Consider the following 20,848-nt stretch of genomic DNA (forward strand, 5'->3'; position numbering starts at 1 on the left):
CCGCACAGAGCCCGGCCGCACGCAGACGTGTCCGTCCCTGCCGATACGCTGGAACGTCGGCTGAGATCCAGCCACGGAGCCGATGCGCGGAAGGGACGATCGAGGTCATGAGAGACGGCCGGTGGACCACTGTCACCGAGTCGCAGTTCCAGCACGAGCGCAGCGGACTGCTGCATCTCAAGGAACTGCTGCCCGACAACGAGCCCTACCGTGCTTGGTCGAACTTCACCTTCACCGCGCACAGCGGCCATGTACGCGAGGTCGACCTGCTGGTCGCCGCGCCCTCCGGGCTCTTCCTCATCGAGCTGAAGAGCTGGCAGGGCACGCTCACCTCCGCGGGATCCAGCTGGGTACAGACGCTGTCCGACGGCCGCACACGCATGCACCGCAATCCACGCCATCTCGCGAACCAGAAGGCGAAGGAACTCAAAGGGCTGATCAAGGACGCCATGGACCGGGCCGACATCCGGCTGCCCGTGCCTTACGTCCAGGAGATCGTTTACTTCACCAACCCCGGCCTGCGGATGCGTCTCGCACCCAACGATCTGTCCGGCGTCTTCGGCAAGGCGGGGCATTCAGGGCTCCCCGATATTCTTCCCGAGCTGACCCGCCAGCCCCGTGACGTCCACGGTGGCATCGACCTACAGCTGTCCCGTCAGCTCGGCAAGGTCCTGGAAAGCGTCGGCATCGGCCGCTCCGACGCCGAGTACCACCTGGGTCCGTACAAGCTCGACCCATCTCCCTTCGACACCGGGCCCAACTGGGCCGACTACCTGGCCCACCACGATTCCCTGCGCCGGACTCGACGCGTCCGCATCTACCTGCGCGAACGCGGCGCCGACCGGCAGAGCCGCTTGTCCATCAGCCACACCGCCGAGCGGGAGGCAAAGGCTCTCGACGGCCTCGGCCACCCGGGCCTGGTCGCCCTGGAGAACTTCGACGAGAACGGCCACAGCGCCGGGCCCGCTCTGCTCTACAAGTACGACCCGAAAACCCTGCGCCTGGACGACTACCTCCTCCAGTACGGTGACCGGCTCGACGCCCAGGCCCGCTCCGGCTTGCTGCGCCGACTCGCCGAGACCGTGCATTACGCGCACCGGCACCGCCTTTACCATCGCGCCCTGCACGCTCGTGCCGTCCATGTCCTGCCTGGCCCGCGTACCCGCGACATCGCCGAGGAAGACCGCTGGCTGCACCCCGTCCTGCAGATCGCCGAATGGCAGACGGCTGTGCGCCGCCCGTGGACGACCGGAGCCCAGGGGGGCTCCGGCGGCACGCTCAGCAGCGGCCACGAGATCGCACCCTCGCACGATCTGGCCGCATACGTCTCCGACGTCGCCGGCCCCTACCTCGCCCCGGAGCTGTCGGCCAAGACCCCGGACCCCGTTGCTCTGGACATGTTCGGCCTCGGCGTGCTCGGCTATCTGATCTTCACAGGACGCCCGCCCGCCTCCAGCCAGGCTGAACTGGGTGCCCGGATCCAGCTGGACCAGGGCCTGATCCCCTCCGTCCTGATCGACGGCCTGTCCGGATACGTCGACGAGCTCATCCGGAACGCCACGACGTACAACCCCCTGCACCGCCCCCGCACGGCCGCCGAATTCCTGGAAGCACTCGACGCTGTCGATCTCGACCTCGCCCCGCACGCCGGGCAGCACCCGCTCGGCGACATTGCCGCTGAGGATGGCGACCCGCTCGACGCCACTCCGGGAAGCGTCATCGGCGGGGGCCGCTTCGAAGTCCTGCGCAGCCTCGGTCAGGGCTCCACCTCGCGCGCCCTGCTCGCCCGCGACCTCACCCGTGAGGACAAGGACGGCGAGAAGCGACAGGTCGTCCTCAAGGTCGCCCGCGCGGACAAGTACGCCGAAGCGCTGCGCCGCGAGGCGGACGTACTGTCCAAGCTGAGCAACGACTCCAAGGTCATCCACCTTGCCGAGGACGAGCCGGTCCGTATCGGCCCGCGTACCGTCCTGGTCCTCGACCACGCGGGTGACTCCACTGTCGCGCGCCAGCTGCGTGAGCGGGGCCGCCTCCTCACCGACCAGCTGGAGACGTACTCCACCTACCTGTTCGCCGCTGTTGACTTTCTCGACGGCGAGGGCATCTGGCACCGCGACCTCAAGCCCGACAACATCGCCATCCGGGTCCGCCCCAACGGCACCCGTCAGCTCGTTCTCTTCGACTTCTCCCTCGCCGGTATCGACGTCCGCGCCACCGGAGCGGGCACCGAGGGCTATCTCGACCCGTTCGTCGCCAAGGACATCACCCGCGGCCGGTACGACGTCCACGCCGAGCTGTACGCCCTGGCCGTCACCCTGCACGAGATGGCATCCGGTGAGCTGCCCCAGTGGGGGGACGGCTCGGTGCTGCCCGACCAGACGGACCCGAAGAAGTGGCCGCACCCCAAGATCCCCTCCGAGGCGTTCGACTCCGCTGTACGCGAAGGCCTCACAGACTTCTTCCATTGCGCGCTCCACCGCGACGCCCGGCGCAGGTTCGCCGACCTCCAGGAGATGCAGCGCGCCTGGCAGCGCGTTTTCGCCCTCGCCGACCAGCCGGTACCTGCCCGCTCCACCGGCCACCCGGAGGACGGCAAGGAAAAGGCCGTGCTGCCCGTGGGGGTTCTGCCACCGGAGGACTCGGCCGACGACACCTCGCGCCTCGACGCGGACGCCGCGAAAGCGGACCGTGGCACGCAGCTGCTCGTAGCCGGGCTCACCCCCCGCGCGGTGTCCTTCCTCAACGGAATCGACCTCAACACGGTCGGTGACCTCCTCAACTACTCCACCCGCCGCCTCGTCAACCAGCCCGGGCTCGGACACCGCACCCGGGACGAGATCAACCGCCGCATCAAGCAGTGGCGACTGGCTCTCGACACCCCCGAACCCTCCCCCCTCTCCGCGGGCGAGCGCTCCGACTCCGCCGAGGAGATCGCCGAAGCCCTCGCAGAACAGGAGACCGAGGGCGACCCCCGTGCCCTGCGCCGCGTCACCCTGGACGCCCTCGTCTCCCTCCTCGTGCCCAAGCCGGCCCCCAAGGGCCGCAATGCCACCGAGGTCGAAGCGGTACGGCTTCTGCTGCGCCTACCGGACGAACAGGGCACCCCCCTGCCCAAGGACCTGCCCACCTGGCCGCTGAACACATCCGTGGCCCCCCTCACCAGCGAGCAGGTCACCGAGGGGCGGATCGCCCAGATCCTCGGCACCCAGCGCAAGCGCTGGGCAAGGAACCCCGTCCTGCTCGCCCTGCGCGACGAAGCCGTGGAAATCCTGGCCACCCTCGGACGGGTCGCCTCCGTCGCCGAACTCGGTGAAGCGCTCGTCGGCCGCCGAGGCGTCACCCAGCGCGACCCTCAGATTCGCCGAGCTCTCGGTTTTGCCGCCGCCCGCGCCGCGTACGAGGTGGACTGGACGCGCAGCCCACGCCGGATGCGCAGCCGCCGACACGGCGACACAGGCAGCAATCTCATGCTCTTCGCCCTGGAGGTGGACGAGGACACCGACACCCCGGACACCCCCTCCGCCCCGGCCCTCCTCAACTACGCCGACCGCCTGGGCAAGGCCGCTGACCTGCTGGCCGCCCGTGACGTGCTCGCCAGCCCCACGACCGTGCTGGAACAGATCGTCGCCGCAGACGCCGCGTTTCACGAGCGCTATCCGGGCACCCGCATCTCTCTCGACGAGGGCCGCATGGTCACCCTGGCCGCCGCCGCATCCGGGACCGCCGCGGCCAACGCCCGCCTGGAGATCTACAGCCGCAGCCTCCAGCCCGTCCGCGCCCTGCGCCTGACCCAGGCCGGCCTGTTCCTTCCTCTCGCCGGAAAAAACCAGAACGAGCAGGACGGTCTCACCATCGAGACCATCCACCAGCGGGTCCATAACCGTTTCCCTGACCTCTTGACCCGGCTCCCGGACCAGCCTGCACCCCTGAGCCGGCTGCTCAGCCAGGCGGGCTTCGCCCTGAAATGGCGCATCCGAGGCAGGACCGGCCGCGGAGTGTTCCTGCCCGAACACGACGAAACCAATGCGGACCGCACCTCGGCCGTCACGCAGCGCCGGATGACCCGTGCGACGATCACCGACCATTGGACAGCCAGCACCCCGGAACAGAAGCTGCGCTACCGGGCCAACGCCCAGCTCCTCGAATCCGCCGCCCGTCCCGGTTTCCGGCTCCTCACCGTCCGCTACGACGACCAGCGCCTCGCTCTGCTCACCCTGACCGAACCCGGCCGCGAATGGCGTGCCGAACCGGTCGACGTCAGCATCCTCTTCCTCACCTCGCTGCGCCGCCTGGTCGAAGCCCGTCCCCGCCCTACCTGGGACACCATCCTGGAAGCCGACAACGCCGTACCGGGATCGCGGGACGCGATGAAGTTCGGCGAGTACACGGCGGCTGCGTGGGGCGAGGTGGAGAGGGAACTGCTGCGTCGGCTGGACGAGGCACCGGAGGGGGACGCGTCCCAGCCCGGTGCAGGAACCGGCCCCGGGCCGGGCCTGCCGAACTCCCGGGCCCTGCTCCTGCATGACGCCTCCGTCATGGCCCGGTACGGAGGCACAGGCATCCTCCAGCGTCTTGCTGAGCATGCACGGCGCGGCGCCGGCGCGGGCGGACGAGGCCTGTGGCTCCTCAGCCCGCTGAACGATGCCACCGCCGTGCCCCGGCTGGAGGACTGGACGGTGGCACTCGAAGACCGTGAGGAGTGGATCCGCCTCAACCACAGCTGGGTTGTCAACGATCCGGAGGATGCTCCGGCGGCATAGCGCTCCGTAGCCGGGCCGGATCGGACCCCGGTGCGGCCCGGCTGCTGCGGGCATTAGTCACGGCGAGCGACGCCCGCAACCGCTCCTGCGGAGAGGCCGGGCGTACGGCGCCAGGAGCCGCGTCCCACTCCTTGCCGCCACCGAGCGGCCGAAGCTGGACGTACGGTCCCACGAAGCCCATGACCTCGCCGATTCCTATGGTGCGATGGTCCACGGCCACCGTGCCGATTGCGACGCGAGGGGCGGCCCCGCTCACTCCGCGTCTGCCTGCGCGGTGCGCCGCAGTACGTCGGTCAGCCGTGCCGCCGTCGTTAGGTTCACCCGGCCCAGCTCGATGAGTGGACGGGGCGCTGTGGTCGTTGTGCACGAGGCGAGGTCGGGGCCGAGCGACGGCAGCGTGATGCCGAGCCGATGGAGCACGTCGGCGAGCTCGTCGGCGGTGACGAGCGCGACAGCGAGGGGGTTCGCAGCGAACTCGGCCTGGGCGGTTGCGATGGCTGCCAGTGAGGGCGTGGGAGAGGACGGGGTGCGGTGGATGTTCGGGTTCATGCTCACAGCGTGACGGGTGGGGGCTACGCTCAGTAGGGGGCGCGTGCCAACAATCGCATTGCGGGCGGCTGTCGGCCCTGGACCGACACGGCGATGCGATGCGTGGGCACGCGCGGACCACCGAGAACCACCGAGGAGACGTGGCCGATGACCACGCAGAACCAACTGGACCCGTACGCCTCACCGAGAACTTTCTACGGCTCCGAACTGCGCCGCCACCGCGAGGCCGGCGGCTACTCGCAGGACCAGCTGGGGGAGCGGATCTTCTGCTCCGGCACGTACATCGGCCAGTTCGAGTCGGCGAAGCGGCTGCCGCAGCCGGATGTGTCGCGGCCGTTGGACGAGGTGTTCGACACGGGGGAGCACTTCCAGCGGCTGTGTCACCTTGCGCGCAAGTCCAAGCACGCGGAGTACTTCGCGGATGCTGCGGAGCTGGAGCAGCAGGCGCGAACGATCAGTGAGTATGCGCCGACGCTCGTACCGGGCTTGTTGCAGACGGAAAGGTACGCGCGGGCCTTGATCGAAGCTGCTCAGCAGTTCGAGGCACAGGAGGTTGTTGAGGGGTTCGTGAGGGCTCGCCGAGAACGACAGGGCATCCTCGACAGTGCAACAGCGCCGCAATTGTGGGTCGTCCTATATGAGGCCGTGCTACGAAGCCGGGTTGGGGATCGCACCGTCATGGAGGAGCAGCTCGTCAGTCTTGCAAGGGCAGCGCGCACAAGCCGGCGTTTGTTGGTACAAGTACTCCCCTTCGAGGCCGGAGCTGCCGCCTTCCTGAACGGCATGACCATCCACATGACCTTCGACGAGGCTCTCCCAGCCGTGTATGCAGAGAGCGCCTACACTGGCCAACTAATTGAGGAGCCAGCTCTAGTTGCCCGGTACCAGAGGGCCTACGATCTGAGGAGGGCCGCTTCGTTGCCGCCGGAAGCATCCCTCCAATTGATCGAATCGGTGGCCAAGGACTACGCGACACGATGACCTCTGTACCTGATCTGACAGCCGCTGTGTGGCGTAAGTCGTCGTACAGCAATGGCGACGGCGGCGCTTGCCTTGAGGTTGCGGACGCTCCTGGCGTGAACCCAGTCCGGGACAGCAAGCTGCGGGATGGCCCAGTCCTGCTCGTTCCAGACCGAGCATGGGGGTCCTTCGTGGAAGCAGTTAAGGCGGGATCGATCAGCCGGAACTAAACACGCCCGTTGCTGTGAGTGCAGGCCCTGCCACTCGCCTGAGTGGCAGGGCCTGCACGTGGTCCAATGGAGGCGGATACGCAGCGCATGCTTTCCGTGACACAACAACTCGACTGTTGGTGGATTCAGTGATTGATCGCGAACGACTGCTCAAGGATCTGCAGAAGCAGGTGACGTTTGTCGAGAGGGACCTTACGGCTCAGCTGGAGAGGCTCCCCGAGGTCGTCCAACGGTTGAGCGACGAGCACTGCAGTGCTTTTAGGGCTGGACGGACTTCGATGGCGGCACCGCCCTGGATCGCGGAGCGTGTGACACAGGCGGCAGTTGCCTGGGTGCTGGGGACCGTTTTCGTCCGCTTTTGCGAGGATAACTCACTGATCGTCCTGCCCTACTTGGCAGGTCCGACTACTGAGAGTCGGACTCTTGCGCAGGAGAGGCACGGTCAGTTCATGATTGATAACGCAGCGCATACTCACCGGGGCTGGTTGCTGGAGTCTTTCGGTGAGATCGGCTCCACGTCAGCCGGTCGCTCTCTTTTTGACCGACGGCGCAACCCGATCTACCAAATCCCTTTGTCCAACGAAGGGGCGAAGGGTCTCGTTGACTTCTGGCGTCTGCAGGAGGAGTCGGCCGAGCGGGGCATGCGTCTCGTACACGATTTCACGGACTCTGAGTGGGGCACGCGCTTCCTGGGTGACCTCTATCAGGACTTGGATGCCAGCGTCAGAGATAAATATGCTCTATTTCAAACCCCTGAATTTGTTGAGGAATTTATTCTGGATCTTACGCTTGACAAGGCGATAGACAAGTTCGGTCATGATGCGGTTCAAATCATTGACCCGACGTGCGGATCAGGACACTTTTTGCTTGGGGCCTTCCATCGGATTCTGGCGTGTAGTGCAGAGAAGGCGCCAAGTCTTAATGCTCAGGATCGCGTAGAGGGGGTGCTGAAGGCTATTCATGGTGTTGACCTGAACCCGCATGCCGTTGCGATCGCCCGCTTCCGGCTTATTGTTGCAGCGCTGAAGGCGGCAGGTATTCTTACATTTCAAGAAGCGGGCAGCTATGAATGGCCGCTACATCTGGCTGTAGGTGATGCGTTGCTCAAGTCGCACCAGAAGGCCATGTTTGAAATGGCCGAGATTGGGGTCGAGTCGACTGAGGAGCGATTCTCGTTCGAGACGGAGGATATTGACGAGCATCTCGACTTGTTGAAGCCGGGGAAATATCATGTTGTCGTAGGCAACCCGCCGTATGTTGCAGTCAAAGACGCCAAGCTGAGGGATAAGTATCGTTCCCTGTATAGGAACGTTTGTCATGGTAGGTATGCACTGTCAGTTCCTTTTATGCAGAGATTCTTCGAACTTGCCGTGCGTGATGAACGAGGGGAGTGTGAGCCTGGTTTTGTGGGTCAGATTACGTCGAACTCGTTCATGAAACGGGAATTCGGTGAAAATTTGGTCACTGGATACCTTGCCACGACAGTAGACCTAACTGATGTGATCGACTCATCAGGGGCTTATATCCCGCACCACGGAACTCCTACGGTCATCGTCATCGGTAGGAACAGGCCAGCCAGGATGGGTGCCGAGACGATCCGCACAGTTCGTGGCATTCAGGGCGAGCCTGATGTGCCGTCAGATCCCGCGCTTGGGCTCGTTTGGCGGGATATCGTTGTGCGCATTAATGATTTGGGAAAGAGTGTAGGGGATTGGGTTGCGGTGGACAATCTTCCCCGGAAGAAATACTTCGGTAAGCATCCCTGGGTTCTCTCTGATGGAGGTCGGGAAGTACTGGATGCGCTGGAGAGCGTAGCTCCCAGTCGATTGTCCGAAAGGAGTGGGAGGGTGGGCGTCTATGGAATGACAAATGCCGACGACGTCATGATTGCTAAAAAGAATAGTTGGCAGCGCATGTCCGTCGAGGGGGCGATGATTCATGAACTAACGCTCGGTGATCAGGTTCGGGAGTGGGGATTCTCGGGAACTGCAAGCGTTTTTTATCCCTACAGCGAGGCGCGAAAGCTGCTGAAGGTGGCGGACGAGCCTGTTGCCTTGAGGGACCTTTGGGGTTTTCGCACCACTCTTGGATCGCGAGCAACTTTTTCAGGGAAGACTTACTTCGCCGATAATGTGCCGTGGTATTCGTGGCATCAGGTTACTCCGGCACCCTTCTGTCATCCGTGGACCATTACTTACGGGGAGGTCTCTACTCATAATCATTTCGTGCTGGATCGCGAAGGGAAGGTGTTTAAGCAGACTGCTCCCATTATTAAACTCCCTGAAGGTGCAACAGAGGAGGATCACCTCAAGCTCCTCGGAGCCCTCAACTCTTCCGTCGCGTGTTTTTGGCTCAAGCAAATGTGCCATAACAAGGGGAGTGCGGTGGATAAAAAGGGTGCCCGGCAATCAAAGGCTCCATTTGATGATTTCTACCAGTTCAACTCCACCAACGTTCAGGAATTTCCCCTTCCGGCCGCCTACCCTATTGCCTGCGCCGCCGAACTCGACGCCCTCGCCCAGCGGCTCACCGCAGTGAGCCCCGCCGCGCTTGCCGCCGACCCGGAAAATCCGCCGACAGCGGACGCCCTAGCCGAGGCCCGCGAGGAATGGCACCGCATTCGTGCCCAAATGATCGCCGTCCAGGAGGAGCTCGACTGGGAGGTGTACACCCTCTACGGGCTGCACAAGGACCTGACCGCTCCCGAAGAGTCGCTCCCTCCGGAGGGCCTCGCCCTCGGCCAGCGTGCCTTCGAGATCGACCTCGGCAAGCGCGTCAACGCCGGCGAGGCGAAGACCGAGTGGTTCCGGCGGCACAACTCCACCATGATCGACGAGATCCCGGCCGAATGGCCCGAGGCATATAAGGACACGGTCCGCCGACGCCTCGACGCCATGCAGAACTCCAACGTCATCGGGCTCATCGAGCGCCCCGAGTACAAGCGTCGCTGGCTGACCGAAGGCTGGGACAAGCAGCAGCACGCCGCCCTGCGCGAGTGGCTGCTGGCCCGCATGGAACGGCGCGAGCTTTGGTATCAGCCCGATTATCAGGGCATCGAGTACCCGCGGACCCGGTCGATCCGGGAACTCGTCGAGGCTCTGGCGGCCGACTCCGACTTCACGGACGTCGCCGCGCTCTACGCCCCCGGCAAGGAGCTGTCCGAGGTTGTGCCCGAGCTGGTCGAGGACCAGCACGTGCCGTTCCTGGCGGCCTTGCGCTACCAGGAGCCGATCATGGAGAAGAAGCGCGCGGTCTGGGAGGACGTCTGGGACATGCAGCGCGCCGAGGACGCAGCCACGGCCGCCGCGGACCACTTCAAGGCCAAGGAGATCCGGGACGGCACACCCGTACCTCCGAAGTACACGACGAAGGATTTCCGCAAGGACTCCTACGGCGCCCAGCGCGGCTCCCTCGACGTGCCGCGTGAGCGGTTCATCTCCTACAGCCGCACTCTCACCCCTGCCATCGAGGTCTTGGGCTGGGGCGGCTGGGACCATGCCGAGCAGGCCACCGCGCTGACCCAGGCCATCGAGGACCGCCGGGAGTCCGGGAACTGGGACAAGCCCGACTTCCTCCCCTATCTGGCCGGACTGCTGGAGCTGCTGCCCTGGGTACGCCAGTGGCATCCGGAGGATGCAGGATTCTTCGAGGAGGTCCTGCTGGCCTGGCAGAGCGAGGAGGAGTTCGGCGTCACCGACGCGGAGCTGCGCGCGTGGCGCCCGACAGCCGTCAAGCGGACTCGCAAGGCAGCGGTGAAGAAGGCAAAAGCCCCGAAGGTGCCAGTCGATACGGAGACCGCCGAGCAGCCATAGGGAGTGAGTGCGTACTGCCCGCGCGGCCACGGCGGGCAGTACGCGTGGATCACATCCACTACGTGCCCCTGGCACGTTACGCTGGAGCATTCGGGTGATTACGGAGTGGACGGACGTAGGGTCCGTACGTGTCACACCGGCACAGGGGCGAGCGGGATGGCTGCGACGACGTGGCCGGCCCGCCGGGACACGAGGAGTACGCGATGGCACAGCCCACCCAGCCACTGCTGCGTGAGGTCATCGGCATCCCGGAGAACATCACTCACGAAAGCTACGTTCTGAAGCTGACTGAGGCGCTGGGCAGCGACGAGGGACTCAAGCAAGCGCTGGATGCGTACGTCCTCACCCCAGGTCTGGTGGAGGCCTACGGCGACGCACTGTCGCTGATCCAATCGGCGCTGGACAGCGGCAGCTCCAAGGCGGCCCACCTGCACGGTTCCTTCGGTTCCGGTAAGTCCCACTTCATGGCGGTGCTCGCCGCCCTCCTCGGTATCCGGGAGCAGGCGTCGCTCAGGGTCCGCGGGCACGAGGACTTCGCCGGGCTGATGAGGGAGCACAGCTGGCTTCAGGACCGTAAGTTCCTGCTGCTGCCGTTCCACATGCTCGACGGCAAGTCGCTGGAGCAGAAGGTGCTGGGCGGTTACGTCCAGCAGATCCGCATCCTGCACCCCGAGGCGCCGATCCCGCAGGTCTACCGGACGGACGCGCTCTTCGAGAACATCCGCAGTCACCGGGAACGGGTGGGTGACGAGGCGTTCATCGCCGGGCTGCCCGGCGGGGACGGGGAGGACAAGTGGGGTGACGCGGTCTTCTGGACCAGCGAGAAGCTGGAGACCGCGCTCGGTTCGGAGCAGGTCGACGAAGAGGTTCTGAACGACGAGGACCCTCTGTGGCACCGGGAGCCCGTCACACCGGGCGGACTGCGTGCCAAGCTGGTGTCCGACTCTCTGAGCAGCTGGTTCGAAGGCCTCTTCAAGGACGCGGCCGAGGACCGGCACGGCTACGTGTCCCTCGACCGGGGGCTCGGCATCATCGCCGCGCACGCCAAATCGCTCGGCTATGACGCGCTCGTGCTCTTCCTCGACGAACTGATCCTGTGGCTGGCCAGTCACATCCGGGACGAGAAGTTCGTCTCCGAGGAGTCCTCGAAGATCACGAACCTCGTCGAGGGCAGCGACGCGCGCCGCGCGATTCCGGTCGTGTCCTTCATCGCCCGTCAGCGCGACCTGCGCGAGTTGGTCGGTGAGGAGGCCGTCAAGGGCTCCGCCGAGGTGTCCATCCAGGACACGCTCTCCTTCGCCGACGACCGTTTCCGCACCATCCCGCTTCCGGACAGCGACCTGCCGACCATTGCCCACCAGCGGCTGCTGCGGGCCCGCGAGGACGTGCCGGACTCCGAAGCACTCATCGACCAGGCGTTCAACAACATCAAGCGGGTCAAGCCCGAAGTGTGGGACGCGCTGCTCGGCAGCAGCACCAAGATCACCGCGGCCGACGAAGAGACCTTCCGCAAGGCCTACCCCTTCTCTCCGGCCTTCATGGACACCCTCGTCCGAGTCGCCGAGGCGCTGTCCCGCTCCCGCACCGGCCTCAAGCTCATGGGGCAGATGCTCTACGACCAGCGCAAGACCTTGAGGCTCGGCCAGCTTGTCCCCCTGGGTGACCTGTACGAGGTGCTGCACCGTGGAGGCAGTGACCCCTTCACCCGCACCCTGACCGACCAGTTCCAGTCCGCTACCCAGCTGTACAAGAACAAGCTGCGCCCCTACCTGCTCGCCCAGCACGACATCGTCGACACGGATATCGAGGCCTACCGGCGGGATCCCGCATCCGTCGAGGACGTGCGGCGCCGCAGGGTCGAGGCGTTCGTCACCGACGACCGGCTGATCGGCACCCTCTTGCTGTCCGCGGTCGTACCCTCCGTCCCCGCGTTTCAGAACCTCACCGTCAAGCGACTCACCGCTCTCAACCACGGGATCGTCACGTCCCGGGTGAGCGGTATGGAGGCCCGGGAGGTCACCCGGCGGGTCAAGGAGTGGAGCGAAGAGTTTCCCGAGATCAAGTACGTGGAAGGGCCCGACGCGGGCATCAGTCTGGAACTCGTCGGCGTCGACTACGAGTCGGTCATCCGCCGCGCCGAGAACAACAACAACCCCGGCAACCGCCGTAACCTCATCAAGCGGCTGCTCCGCGACGAGATGACGATCACCGACGGGCAGCTCGACGAGCGGCTCAGCCTGGTGTGGCGCGGATCCTCCCGCTCCCTGGAAGTTCTCTTCGGTAACCTCGCCGACGAGAACACCCTGCCTGACGACCATGTGCACCCGCGCCAGGACGACAGCTGGCGGCTCATCGTCGACATGCCCTTCGACGACGTGTACGGCGAGGCCGAGGACCGCGACCGTGTGATGCGGTTCAAGAACCGGCCCGACCACGACGAGATCCGCACCGTCTGCTGGATCCCCGCGCACTTCACCCACGACATGTACGCCAAGTTCCAGCGGCTCGTCATCGTCGACCATGTCCTCAACGGGCAGCGCTTCGACTCGTACGCCGGCCACCTCAACCCGGACGACAGGGAACGCGCCAAGGGCGCTCTGCAGAACCAGCAGCGCTCCCTGACCTCCACCGTCCGCGGTGCGCTCAAGCAGGCGTACGGACTGTCGCCGAAAGAACCCGCGAAGGTCGGTGCATACGACGAGCACGTGCTGACCGTGCCCGACATGGCACAGATTCTGCCGCAGTACAACATGTCCATGTACGACGCGGTCCGGCTCATCGCCGACCGGGTGCTCGCCCACCAGTACCCCGCCCACCCCGACTTCGACCCGAAGAAGGACGGCCTCTCGGTGCGGGCTGCCGAGATCAAGACCGTCTTCGGTTATCTGCGGACCGCCGCCGACGAAGGCACCGACGTCGTCGAGATCAAGCCCAAGGACCGCGAGCTGATGGGCCGGGTAGCCGGACAGAAGGGCCTCAGGCTCGGCACCATGCACGAAGCCCGCTTCCAGGTCGGCCGCCACTGGGAGGAGCACTTCGGCCAGAAGGCCGGCACGGCCTGGGACGGCAAGGACATCCCCGTACGGCAGCTGCTGGATTGGATCGACGAACCCGTCGCCTACGGCCTGGACCCGATCGTCGCCAACCTGGTGCTGTGCGCCTACGCCGAACGCACCGACCGGGTGTGGGCCCTGCGCCGCGGGCCGGTTCCCGTAGCCGACCCCACAGCCCTCAAGGCCACCTATGACCTGAGAGCCCAACGGCTGCCTGGCGAGACGGAGTGGGAGAGGGCCGTCGAGCGGGCCGGGCGGATCTTCGGGGAGAGCCCGATGACGCCGCTGAGGCGTGCCCGGATCATCGCCGAGTTCAGCGAACGAGTGCGTGCCAAGGCGAAGAGGTGGCTGACACCGGCCGAGACTCTTGTCGACACCCTTCAGGACCACGCCGGCAAGCTCGGTCTCGATACCACCGACGACGGTGGGCGCCTCGCCACAGCACGCCGAGCTGCCGACCTGGTGAGGGACCTGGACGGCGCCGACATCCACGACCCGCTGGCCGTCGTCACGGTTCTTGCCGCCGCGGATGTCGGGGAATCCGCCGGGCAGGACCGTGTCGGTAAATCGCTTACCACGGCCAAGGACGTTGCCGCGGCCCTGGTGGGGGGCCCGTGGTCCATCGTCGGCATGGCCGGCACCGTGCGCGAGCCGTACGGCGCCGAGGCCGAGGCCGCCCTGGGGTCTCTGCGCGGGACCGCTCACGCCGACGAGCTCACCGCGTCGCTCCCCTCTGCCCTGACCAAGGTGGAGGACGAGCTTGCCCGAATCATCCGCCGGGCCAACACGGCACAGGCCCCCGCCCCGGCGAAGCCGACCACCCCTGCCGCCGGTGGCCCCTTCGTCGACCCGGCGACTGGCGGCTCGCGCACAGCGACGACCTCCGGGTCCACGTCCGAGGAACTCTCGGTCTTCGGCCGGTGTGAGACGACGGCTGCCGAGGCCGCGGACATGCTCCGTGCCGAACTGTCCACCCTCGCCGAGCGCGACCCCGATGCCCGTGTCCAAGTGACCTGGCAGATGGTTGATCCCACGTGAGCACGCACGACATCCGTACGACCCCCGAGAGGCAGCCCCGGCCCAGGCCCGCCCACCCGGCCGCCGTCGCCCAGGTCCTGGAGGCCCGCTCTTTCACCGAGGGCGAGCCGCGCACCGTTCTGATCCGGGCCGAACCACGATGGAGTGGCCCCGAACGGCTCCAGCTCAGCCGGGGCAGGACCGCACGGGTGGCAGCAGCGGTCTCCCCACTCGCCCTGCTCGATGTCATCACTACCGGCCGTGCCACAGCTGGCGGTGACGAAGAGGGTAGCGACAGAACCGAGATCCTGGCCGTCCTGACGGACGCCGAGGAAGCGGACCTCGGCCCCGGCCTCCTCGCCCGTGTCTACCGCAACCGTGTCTATCCCATAGAGCCCTGGGCCGTCGTACGCCGTATCTTCGGCGCCCGTGACATCGACCCCCGGCTGACCGCCGAAGCCTGGGCAGCGGAAGCCCTCATCGACGCAGCCGGACAGGAGAACTGGCCCAAGAGCCCCGGAACGGTCCTCGCCCGCGACACCGCACTGTCCCGGCTCAGCGCCGCCAGGCTGTCCACCACCGACCATCGGCTCGGCGCGGACAGCCTTGATGCCCACGCCCTATTCACTTGGTCGCTCGCCTCGGGTGCCGCGGAACGCCTCGCCTCACTGCGCGCCCAGGAACGGCAGGGCATCACCGCATGGCTGACCGACCCGGAGCGGGTCGGCACGCGTGCCGCACAGACACTCACCGCCCTGCTGGCCCTCTTCGACGGCGGCAGCGGCGCCGACGCCGTACCCGTGGGCCTGGTGTGTGCCGCACTATGGGCGCCGAACGCTCCCGCAAGCGCCGACCGCGCCCGCGGACGTGCCGAGCTGCTCTTCGGTCCGCACCGTCTCGACGACGACACCCTTGCCGCCTTCGGTGCCGAGGCCGAGGCGTATCTGCGTGTTCTCCTCGCCGGCTGGTCCCGTACCGTCGCGGCGGAGGACGAGCCCACCCGAGCCGGCCCTGACCCACTCGCCCTCCTGGCACGTGCCGACACCCTCGCTCAGACCCTCGGCGCCGAAAAGGCCGCCGCACAGAGCTATCTGCTGGAAGCCGGACTCCAGGCGCGGTACGCCGAGGTGGCCCGCGCGCTGGCCCGCAGCGTCCCCGGTTCCCCAACAGCTGTCCCGGACCCGCGGAGGGTTCGGGAGCTTGACCGTGCCGCGGACGCGCTCTTCGGCCACGTCCTGGCTTCCCAGGACAGGCACAGGAACACCCGGACCCGTATCCGGATGGCCAGGCGCCTGCTGAGTTGGCTCGCCACCCCGGCCCCCGGCCCCTTCGGCACCGCCGCCGAGGCCGTGCAGCAGCACATCGATGACCACAGCTGGGCCGACCTGGCCGTCGGATGGATAGACGACGGGGACCATGCCCACCCCGAACTACCCGCAGCTTTCGGCACACTGAGCGCCGCAGTACGGGCGCGTCGGCACATCGTCGACGAGCGCTTCGCCGTCCGCCTTGCCGAAGAAACCCGCTCAGGCAGCGTCCCCGAGAAGTTCCTGGTCGTGGAGGATTTCGCCCGTCGCGTGCTGGCCCCGGTGGTCAAGCCGTCACGTGCCAAGACAGGCACGGCGCCCCTGCTCTTCGTCGTCCTCGACGGAGCCAGCGCAGCCGTCACCGCGGGACTTGCGGACGAACTGCGCCGACAGTCCTGGGCGGAATACGACCCGGTCACCGACAGCGACGGCGTTCAGCATCGTCGCTCCATGCTCGCCGCCCTGCCCACCCTCACCAAGGTGTCCCGGGGATCCCTGTTCGCCGGGGAGCTCCTTGAGATTGAGCAGCAGGAGGAGCGCCGGCGTTTTGGCGCCCACGCCTTCTGGCGTGGCGCCGACGTACGGCTCTTCCACAAGGCGGACCTGCGAGGCCCGTCCGGACACGGACTCGGCAGCGAACTCGCCGAAGCGCTCGTGGACCCGGCCGTACACGTCGCCGTCGTCGTCAACACCATCGACGACCGGCTCGGCGAGGACCGTGCCGTGGCCCACTGGAAACTCGAAGAACTGCTCGGGGTGACGGACCTCCTCTCGCTGGCCCGCACCGGCGGCCGTGCCCTCGTCATCACCTCCGACCACGGCCACATCCTCGACCACGGAACAGCCAAGCAGCCCGTCCCCGACGCACTCTCCGCCCGCCACCGCACCGGCACCACCGCTGCCGGGCCCGGCGAGCTGGTCCTCACCGGACGCCGCGTCGTCGCCGACGACAACCGCATCACCGCCCTGTGGGACACCTCGCAGCGCTACGGCAATCGGCAGGCCGGATACCACGGGGGTATCGCGCTCGCCGAAGTCGCCATTCCTGTCCTCGCCTTCGTCCCGCATGGCGCCCCCGCACCCAAGGGATGGCGGGAACTCGGGCCGCAGCGCCCTCACTGGTGGGATTCCGAGGCCCCCGGAGATGGCACCAACAGCGCGCGCCCGAACGCGCCGTCCGCGGCAATGCGGGGTCCGCGCAAGACAGCGAGGAAAGCAGCACAGAAGGCGGTCGAGAAGCAGCTCACCACCGAGCAAAAAACCGGCCAGGGCGCACTGTTGTCCTTCGACGCCCTTGACGCCGCGCCGGACACCGCCGAGACGACCGCAGCACCCGCGCCCATCGCCATCTCCCGGGCCGGGCGTCTCGTGGAAGCTCTACGCGCCTCCGACATCATGGCTGCCCAGATTGAGGCTCTGCCCCGTCCCGAACAATTCGACACCATCGCAGCTGCTGTCGGTGCTCTCGTCGATGCCCACGGAGTGCTCCCTGTCACTGTTCTCGCCGAACGTGCCGGAAAGCGCGCACCACGTGCGGCGGGCTTCGCCGCCACCCTGCAGCGCGCCCTCAACTACGACCAGGCCGACGTTCTCATCCTCACCGACAATGGGCGTTCACTGCGTCTCGACATCGCCCTCCTCAAGCGGCAGTTCGGCATCGAAGAGGCAGCGAAGTGAACCCCGAAACGCTCAGTCCCGACCGCCGTCGGCGCCTCATCGACGCCCTGCGCCGCGGAGCCGTGCCGGAAACAGGCCTGGGGCTCCTCGCCGTGGGACTCGGCCGCTTCGAGGAAGCTGTCGACGCCGAACTCGACGCAACGGCCACCGGCTCCGCCGTCTTCAAGGCCGTCCGCGGGGAATACGGTTCTGGCAAGACCTTTTTCACCCGCTGGCTCGCCGAGCGCGCCAAGCAGCGTGACTTCGCCGTCGCCGAAGTGCAGATCTCCGAGAGCGAAACCCCTCTGCACAAGCTGGAAACCGTCTACCGGCGCCTCACCGAACGTCTCGCTACTGCCAGCTTCCCGCCCAGCGCCTTCCGCCCAGTCCTGGACGCCTGGTTCTACGCCCTCGAAGAGGACGCCCTCGCAGCCGGCGCCACTGAAGACACTCTGACGGAGGCCACAGCGGGCCTCCTCGCCGTCCGGCTCACAGAAGTGTCCCGGAACGCTCCGATGTTCGCCGCCGCCCTTCGCGGCTACCGAGCAGCCCAGGAAGCCGGTGACGACACTGCTGCCGATGCCATCATCGCCTGGCTCGGCGGCCAGCCCCACGTGGCAGCCTCCGCCCGCCGTGCTGCAGGGGTCCGTGGCGACCTCGACCACTTCGGGGCGCTCGGTTTTCTCCAAGGCCTGCTCACCGTCCTACGGGACTCCGGGCACCCCGGACTGCTCCTTGTCCTCGACGAAGTCGAAACACTCCAGCGCGTTCGCTCCGATGCACGCGATAAAGCGCTCAACGCGCTCCGCCAGCTTATCGATGAGGTACATTCCGGACGCTTCCCCGGCCTCTACCTCCTGATCACCGGCACCCCTGCCTTCTTCGAAGGCCCCCAAGGCGTCCAGCGCCTGGCACCACTCGCTCAGCGTCTCGCTGCCGACTTCACCACTGACGCCCGCTTCGACAACCCGCGCGCCGTTCAGCTGCGACTCCCCGGATTCAGCTTCGACGCACTCACCGAACTGGGCGGCCGGGTACGGGACATCTACGCCGCCGACAGCACCGGCTCCGACCGCATCCGTATGATCGTCGACGACGCCTACCTCGGCGACCTCGCACGCGCGGTCGCGGGCGGCCTGGGCGGGAAGACGGGTATCGCCCCCCGCCTCTTCCTCAAAAAACTCGTGGGAGATGTACTGGACCGGGTCGACCAATTCCCTGACTTCGACCCCCGCACCCACTACACCCTCACGCTGACCAGTGCCGAGCTCACCGACGTGGAACGCAATGCTGCTGCCGAACAGGCTGACGACATCGTGCTCGAACTATGAGTGCCACCGATCTGCCTTCCGACGCAGCGGACCGACTCCATCCCGTGGTCCTGCACCACATCGCCAACACCCTGAACTGGCCCGACCTGCGTCCGTTGCAGCGGGAGGCAATCAATCCGGTCATGGACGGCCACGACGTCCTTCTCCTTGCCCCCACAGCAGGGGGCAAGACAGAGGCGGCAACCTTCCCGCTGCTCTCGGCAATGGCGCAAACCCCGTGGCCTGGAACATCCGTTCTGTATGTCTGCCCTCTCAAGGCGCTGCTCAACAATCTCCTGCCACGACTGGAGAACTACACCTCCTGGCTTGGCCGCACAGCAGCCCTCTGGCACGGAGACATCGCCACCAGCCGCCGCCGCAGAATCCTTCGCGAACGACCCGACATCCTGCTGACGACGCCGGAATCCCTCGAGTCGATGCTCGTCAGCACCCATGTCGACCACCGCTCCTTCTTCTCCGACCTCGAGACCGTCGTCGTCGACGAAGTCCACGCCTTTGCCGGGGACGACCGCGGCTGGCACCTGCTTGCGGTTCTCGAACGCCTCCAACGCGTCACAAGCAGGCCGCTGCAACGCATCGGACTCTCCGCCACCGTCGGCAACCCTCACGAGCTCCTTACCTGGCTACAGGGATCCGGCGCAGGACTCCGACCTGCCCACGTCGTGGCCCCCACCACAGCCCGACAGGAACCCACAGCCACCGCAGCCCCGCCCGCCGGCGACATTCAGCTCGACTACGTCGGCTCCCTCGATAATGCTGCCACCGTGATCGCGGCCCTCCACCGTGGCGAGAAGCGCCTTGTCTTCTGCGAATCGCGCCGCCAGGTGGAACAACTCGGCGAGAGACTCCGAGCCAAAGGCATCACCACCTTCCTCTCTCACGCTTCTCTTGCCACCGCGGAGCGCAGACGCGCAGAAGATGCCTTTGCCGAGTCTCGCGACTGCGTCATCGTTTCCACCAGCACCCTCGAACTCGGTATTGATGTAGGTGACCTGGACCGCGTCATCCAGATCGACGCCCCCACCACGGTCGCCGCCTTCCTGCAACGACTTGGCCGCACCGGCCGCCGCCCAGGCGCCCGTCGTAACTGCCTGTTCCTCGCTCTCGATGAAGGCGGCCTCCTCTCCGCTGCCGCACTGTTGCTCCAGTGGTCACGGGGCTGGGTCGAACCCGTAGTACCGCCCCCCGAACCCCGCCATATCGCAGCCCAGCAGATTCTGGCGCTCTGTCTGCAGGAACACCGTGTGGGAGAAAACCTGTGGCAGGAGTGGTGGGGCGGTATCGGGCCCTTCGGTCCCGAAGCCGAACCGATCATCCGCCACCTCATCGCCCAGAAGTACCTCGACCGGGACGGCGGCATGCTGTTCATCGGTCCCGAAGCCGAACAGCGCTTCGGCTACCGGCACTTCATGGATCTGACAGCAGTGTTCATTGCGGCACCCGAATTCACCGTTCTCTTCGGACGTAAGGAGATTGGCACCACGGACCCCGCGCTCCTCACTGAACGGGTCATGGGCCCCCGGCGTCTTCTCCTGGCTGGGCGCAGTTGGCAGGTCACCTACATCGACTGGTCCAGGCGCCGCTGTTTCGTCGAACCGGTGGACGGAGGTGGCAAAGCGCGCTGGAGTGGCGTCGGGTTCAGCCGTGGTGTCTCATACGAGCTCACTCGTGCTGTCCGGGAAGTGCTGATCGGAGCTACACCACCGGTCGCCTTGACCCGCCGCGCAGAACAAGGTCTCAGTGAGGCACGTGTGGTCCACGGCGACAAGGTGCACTCTGAGGCCACGGTCATTCTCAGAAGCGGACGCCATACTGACGTTCGGTGGTGGACGTGGGCGGGCCACAAGGCGAATGCCACTCTGGCCGCCACGCTAGGGGACATCGCGGACCCTATCCAACGCCCCACGGACGGGTACGTCCGGCTTCGTGAAGGCCTATCCAGGCAGGAATGGACCCTGGCTAAATCGAACGCGGCACAGGGCCTCACGCTGCCTTTTGTGGATCCTGGCGCGGTGCGGGGCCTCAAGTTTGGAGTCGCTTTGCCCGAGGTGCTCGCTGTCGCGACTCTATCCGCCCGCTTGGCCGATCTTGGAACTGCGGCGTCGGTTCTCGGTGAAGCGACCCAGATCGCCTCCGTGACCGTTGGATGAGTACTGGCGAGGATCAAACCCGT

The 20,848-nt window shown here is 66.4% G+C and carries 9 protein-coding genes and 1 pseudogene; 8 read left to right on the top strand and 2 right to left on the bottom strand.

Annotated features, from left to right (window positions below; translation table 11 throughout):
• Positions 1–107 precede the first annotated feature (107 nt).
• The gene (pglW, locus tag OG959_RS23185; RefSeq protein ID WP_326661321.1) at positions 108–4,760 is read left to right on the top strand and encodes a BREX system serine/threonine kinase PglW; all 4,653 of its coding nucleotides are present in this window, start codon (positions 108–110) and stop codon (positions 4,758–4,760) included.
• Positions 4,761–4,788: 28 nt separating this feature from the next.
• Here the strand turns inward: pglW and OG959_RS23190 are convergent.
• Both OG959_RS23190 and OG959_RS23195 read right to left on the bottom strand, forming a co-directional pair.
• Positions 4,789–5,016 (bottom strand): annotated as a pseudogene (locus OG959_RS23190) (hypothetical protein); the annotation flags it as partial.
• The gene (locus tag OG959_RS23195; RefSeq protein ID WP_326661323.1) at positions 5,013–5,309 is read right to left on the bottom strand and encodes a hypothetical protein; all 297 of its coding nucleotides are present in this window, start codon (positions 5,307–5,309) and stop codon (positions 5,013–5,015) included. The gene OG959_RS23195 and the pseudogene OG959_RS23190, both read right to left, overlap by 4 nt.
• 147 nt (positions 5,310–5,456) lie before the next feature.
• On the opposite strand from OG959_RS23195, the gene OG959_RS23200 reads away from it, so the two are divergent.
• The 7 genes from OG959_RS23200 to OG959_RS23230 all read left to right on the top strand — a co-directional run bounded on the left by OG959_RS23200 (position 5,457) and on the right by OG959_RS23230 (position 20,825).
• Complete coding sequence (locus OG959_RS23200) at positions 5,457–6,290, top strand: helix-turn-helix domain-containing protein (protein WP_326661324.1); 834 nt, start codon at positions 5,457–5,459, stop codon at positions 6,288–6,290.
• Complete coding sequence (locus tag OG959_RS23205) at positions 6,287–6,499, top strand: DUF397 domain-containing protein (RefSeq protein WP_326661326.1); 213 nt, start codon at positions 6,287–6,289, stop codon at positions 6,497–6,499. The genes OG959_RS23200 and OG959_RS23205 overlap by 4 nt, the downstream gene beginning before the upstream one ends.
• A 128-nt stretch (positions 6,500–6,627) precedes the next feature.
• Positions 6,628–10,311, top strand: a complete 3,684-nt coding sequence (gene pglX, locus OG959_RS23210; protein WP_326661328.1) for a BREX-2 system adenine-specific DNA-methyltransferase PglX — start codon at positions 6,628–6,630, stop codon at positions 10,309–10,311.
• 203 nt (positions 10,312–10,514) lie between these two features.
• Entirely contained in the window at positions 10,515–14,402 is a 3,888-nt protein-coding gene (locus tag OG959_RS23215) for a phage resistance protein (RefSeq protein ID WP_326661331.1), read from the top strand.
• A complete protein-coding gene (pglZ, locus tag OG959_RS23220) occupies positions 14,399–17,365 on the top strand; it encodes a BREX-2 system phosphatase PglZ (RefSeq protein WP_326661333.1) in 2,967 nt (988 codons plus the stop codon). The genes OG959_RS23215 and pglZ overlap by 4 nt, the downstream gene beginning before the upstream one ends.
• Positions 17,362–18,675: a BREX system ATP-binding protein BrxD gene (gene brxD / locus OG959_RS23225; RefSeq protein ID WP_326661335.1), complete on the top strand. Its 1,314-nt coding sequence runs from the start codon at positions 17,362–17,364 to the stop codon at positions 18,673–18,675. The genes pglZ and brxD overlap by 4 nt, the downstream gene beginning before the upstream one ends.
• Entirely contained in the window at positions 18,672–20,825 is a 2,154-nt protein-coding gene (locus tag OG959_RS23230; protein ID WP_326661337.1) for a DEAD/DEAH box helicase, read from the top strand. The genes brxD and OG959_RS23230 overlap by 4 nt, the downstream gene beginning before the upstream one ends.
• Positions 20,826–20,848 lie beyond the last annotated feature (23 nt).

The organism is Streptomyces sp. NBC_00385 (genome assembly GCF_035917155.1).
Taxonomy (GTDB): domain Bacteria; phylum Actinomycetota; class Actinomycetes; order Streptomycetales; family Streptomycetaceae; genus Streptomyces; species Streptomyces poriferorum.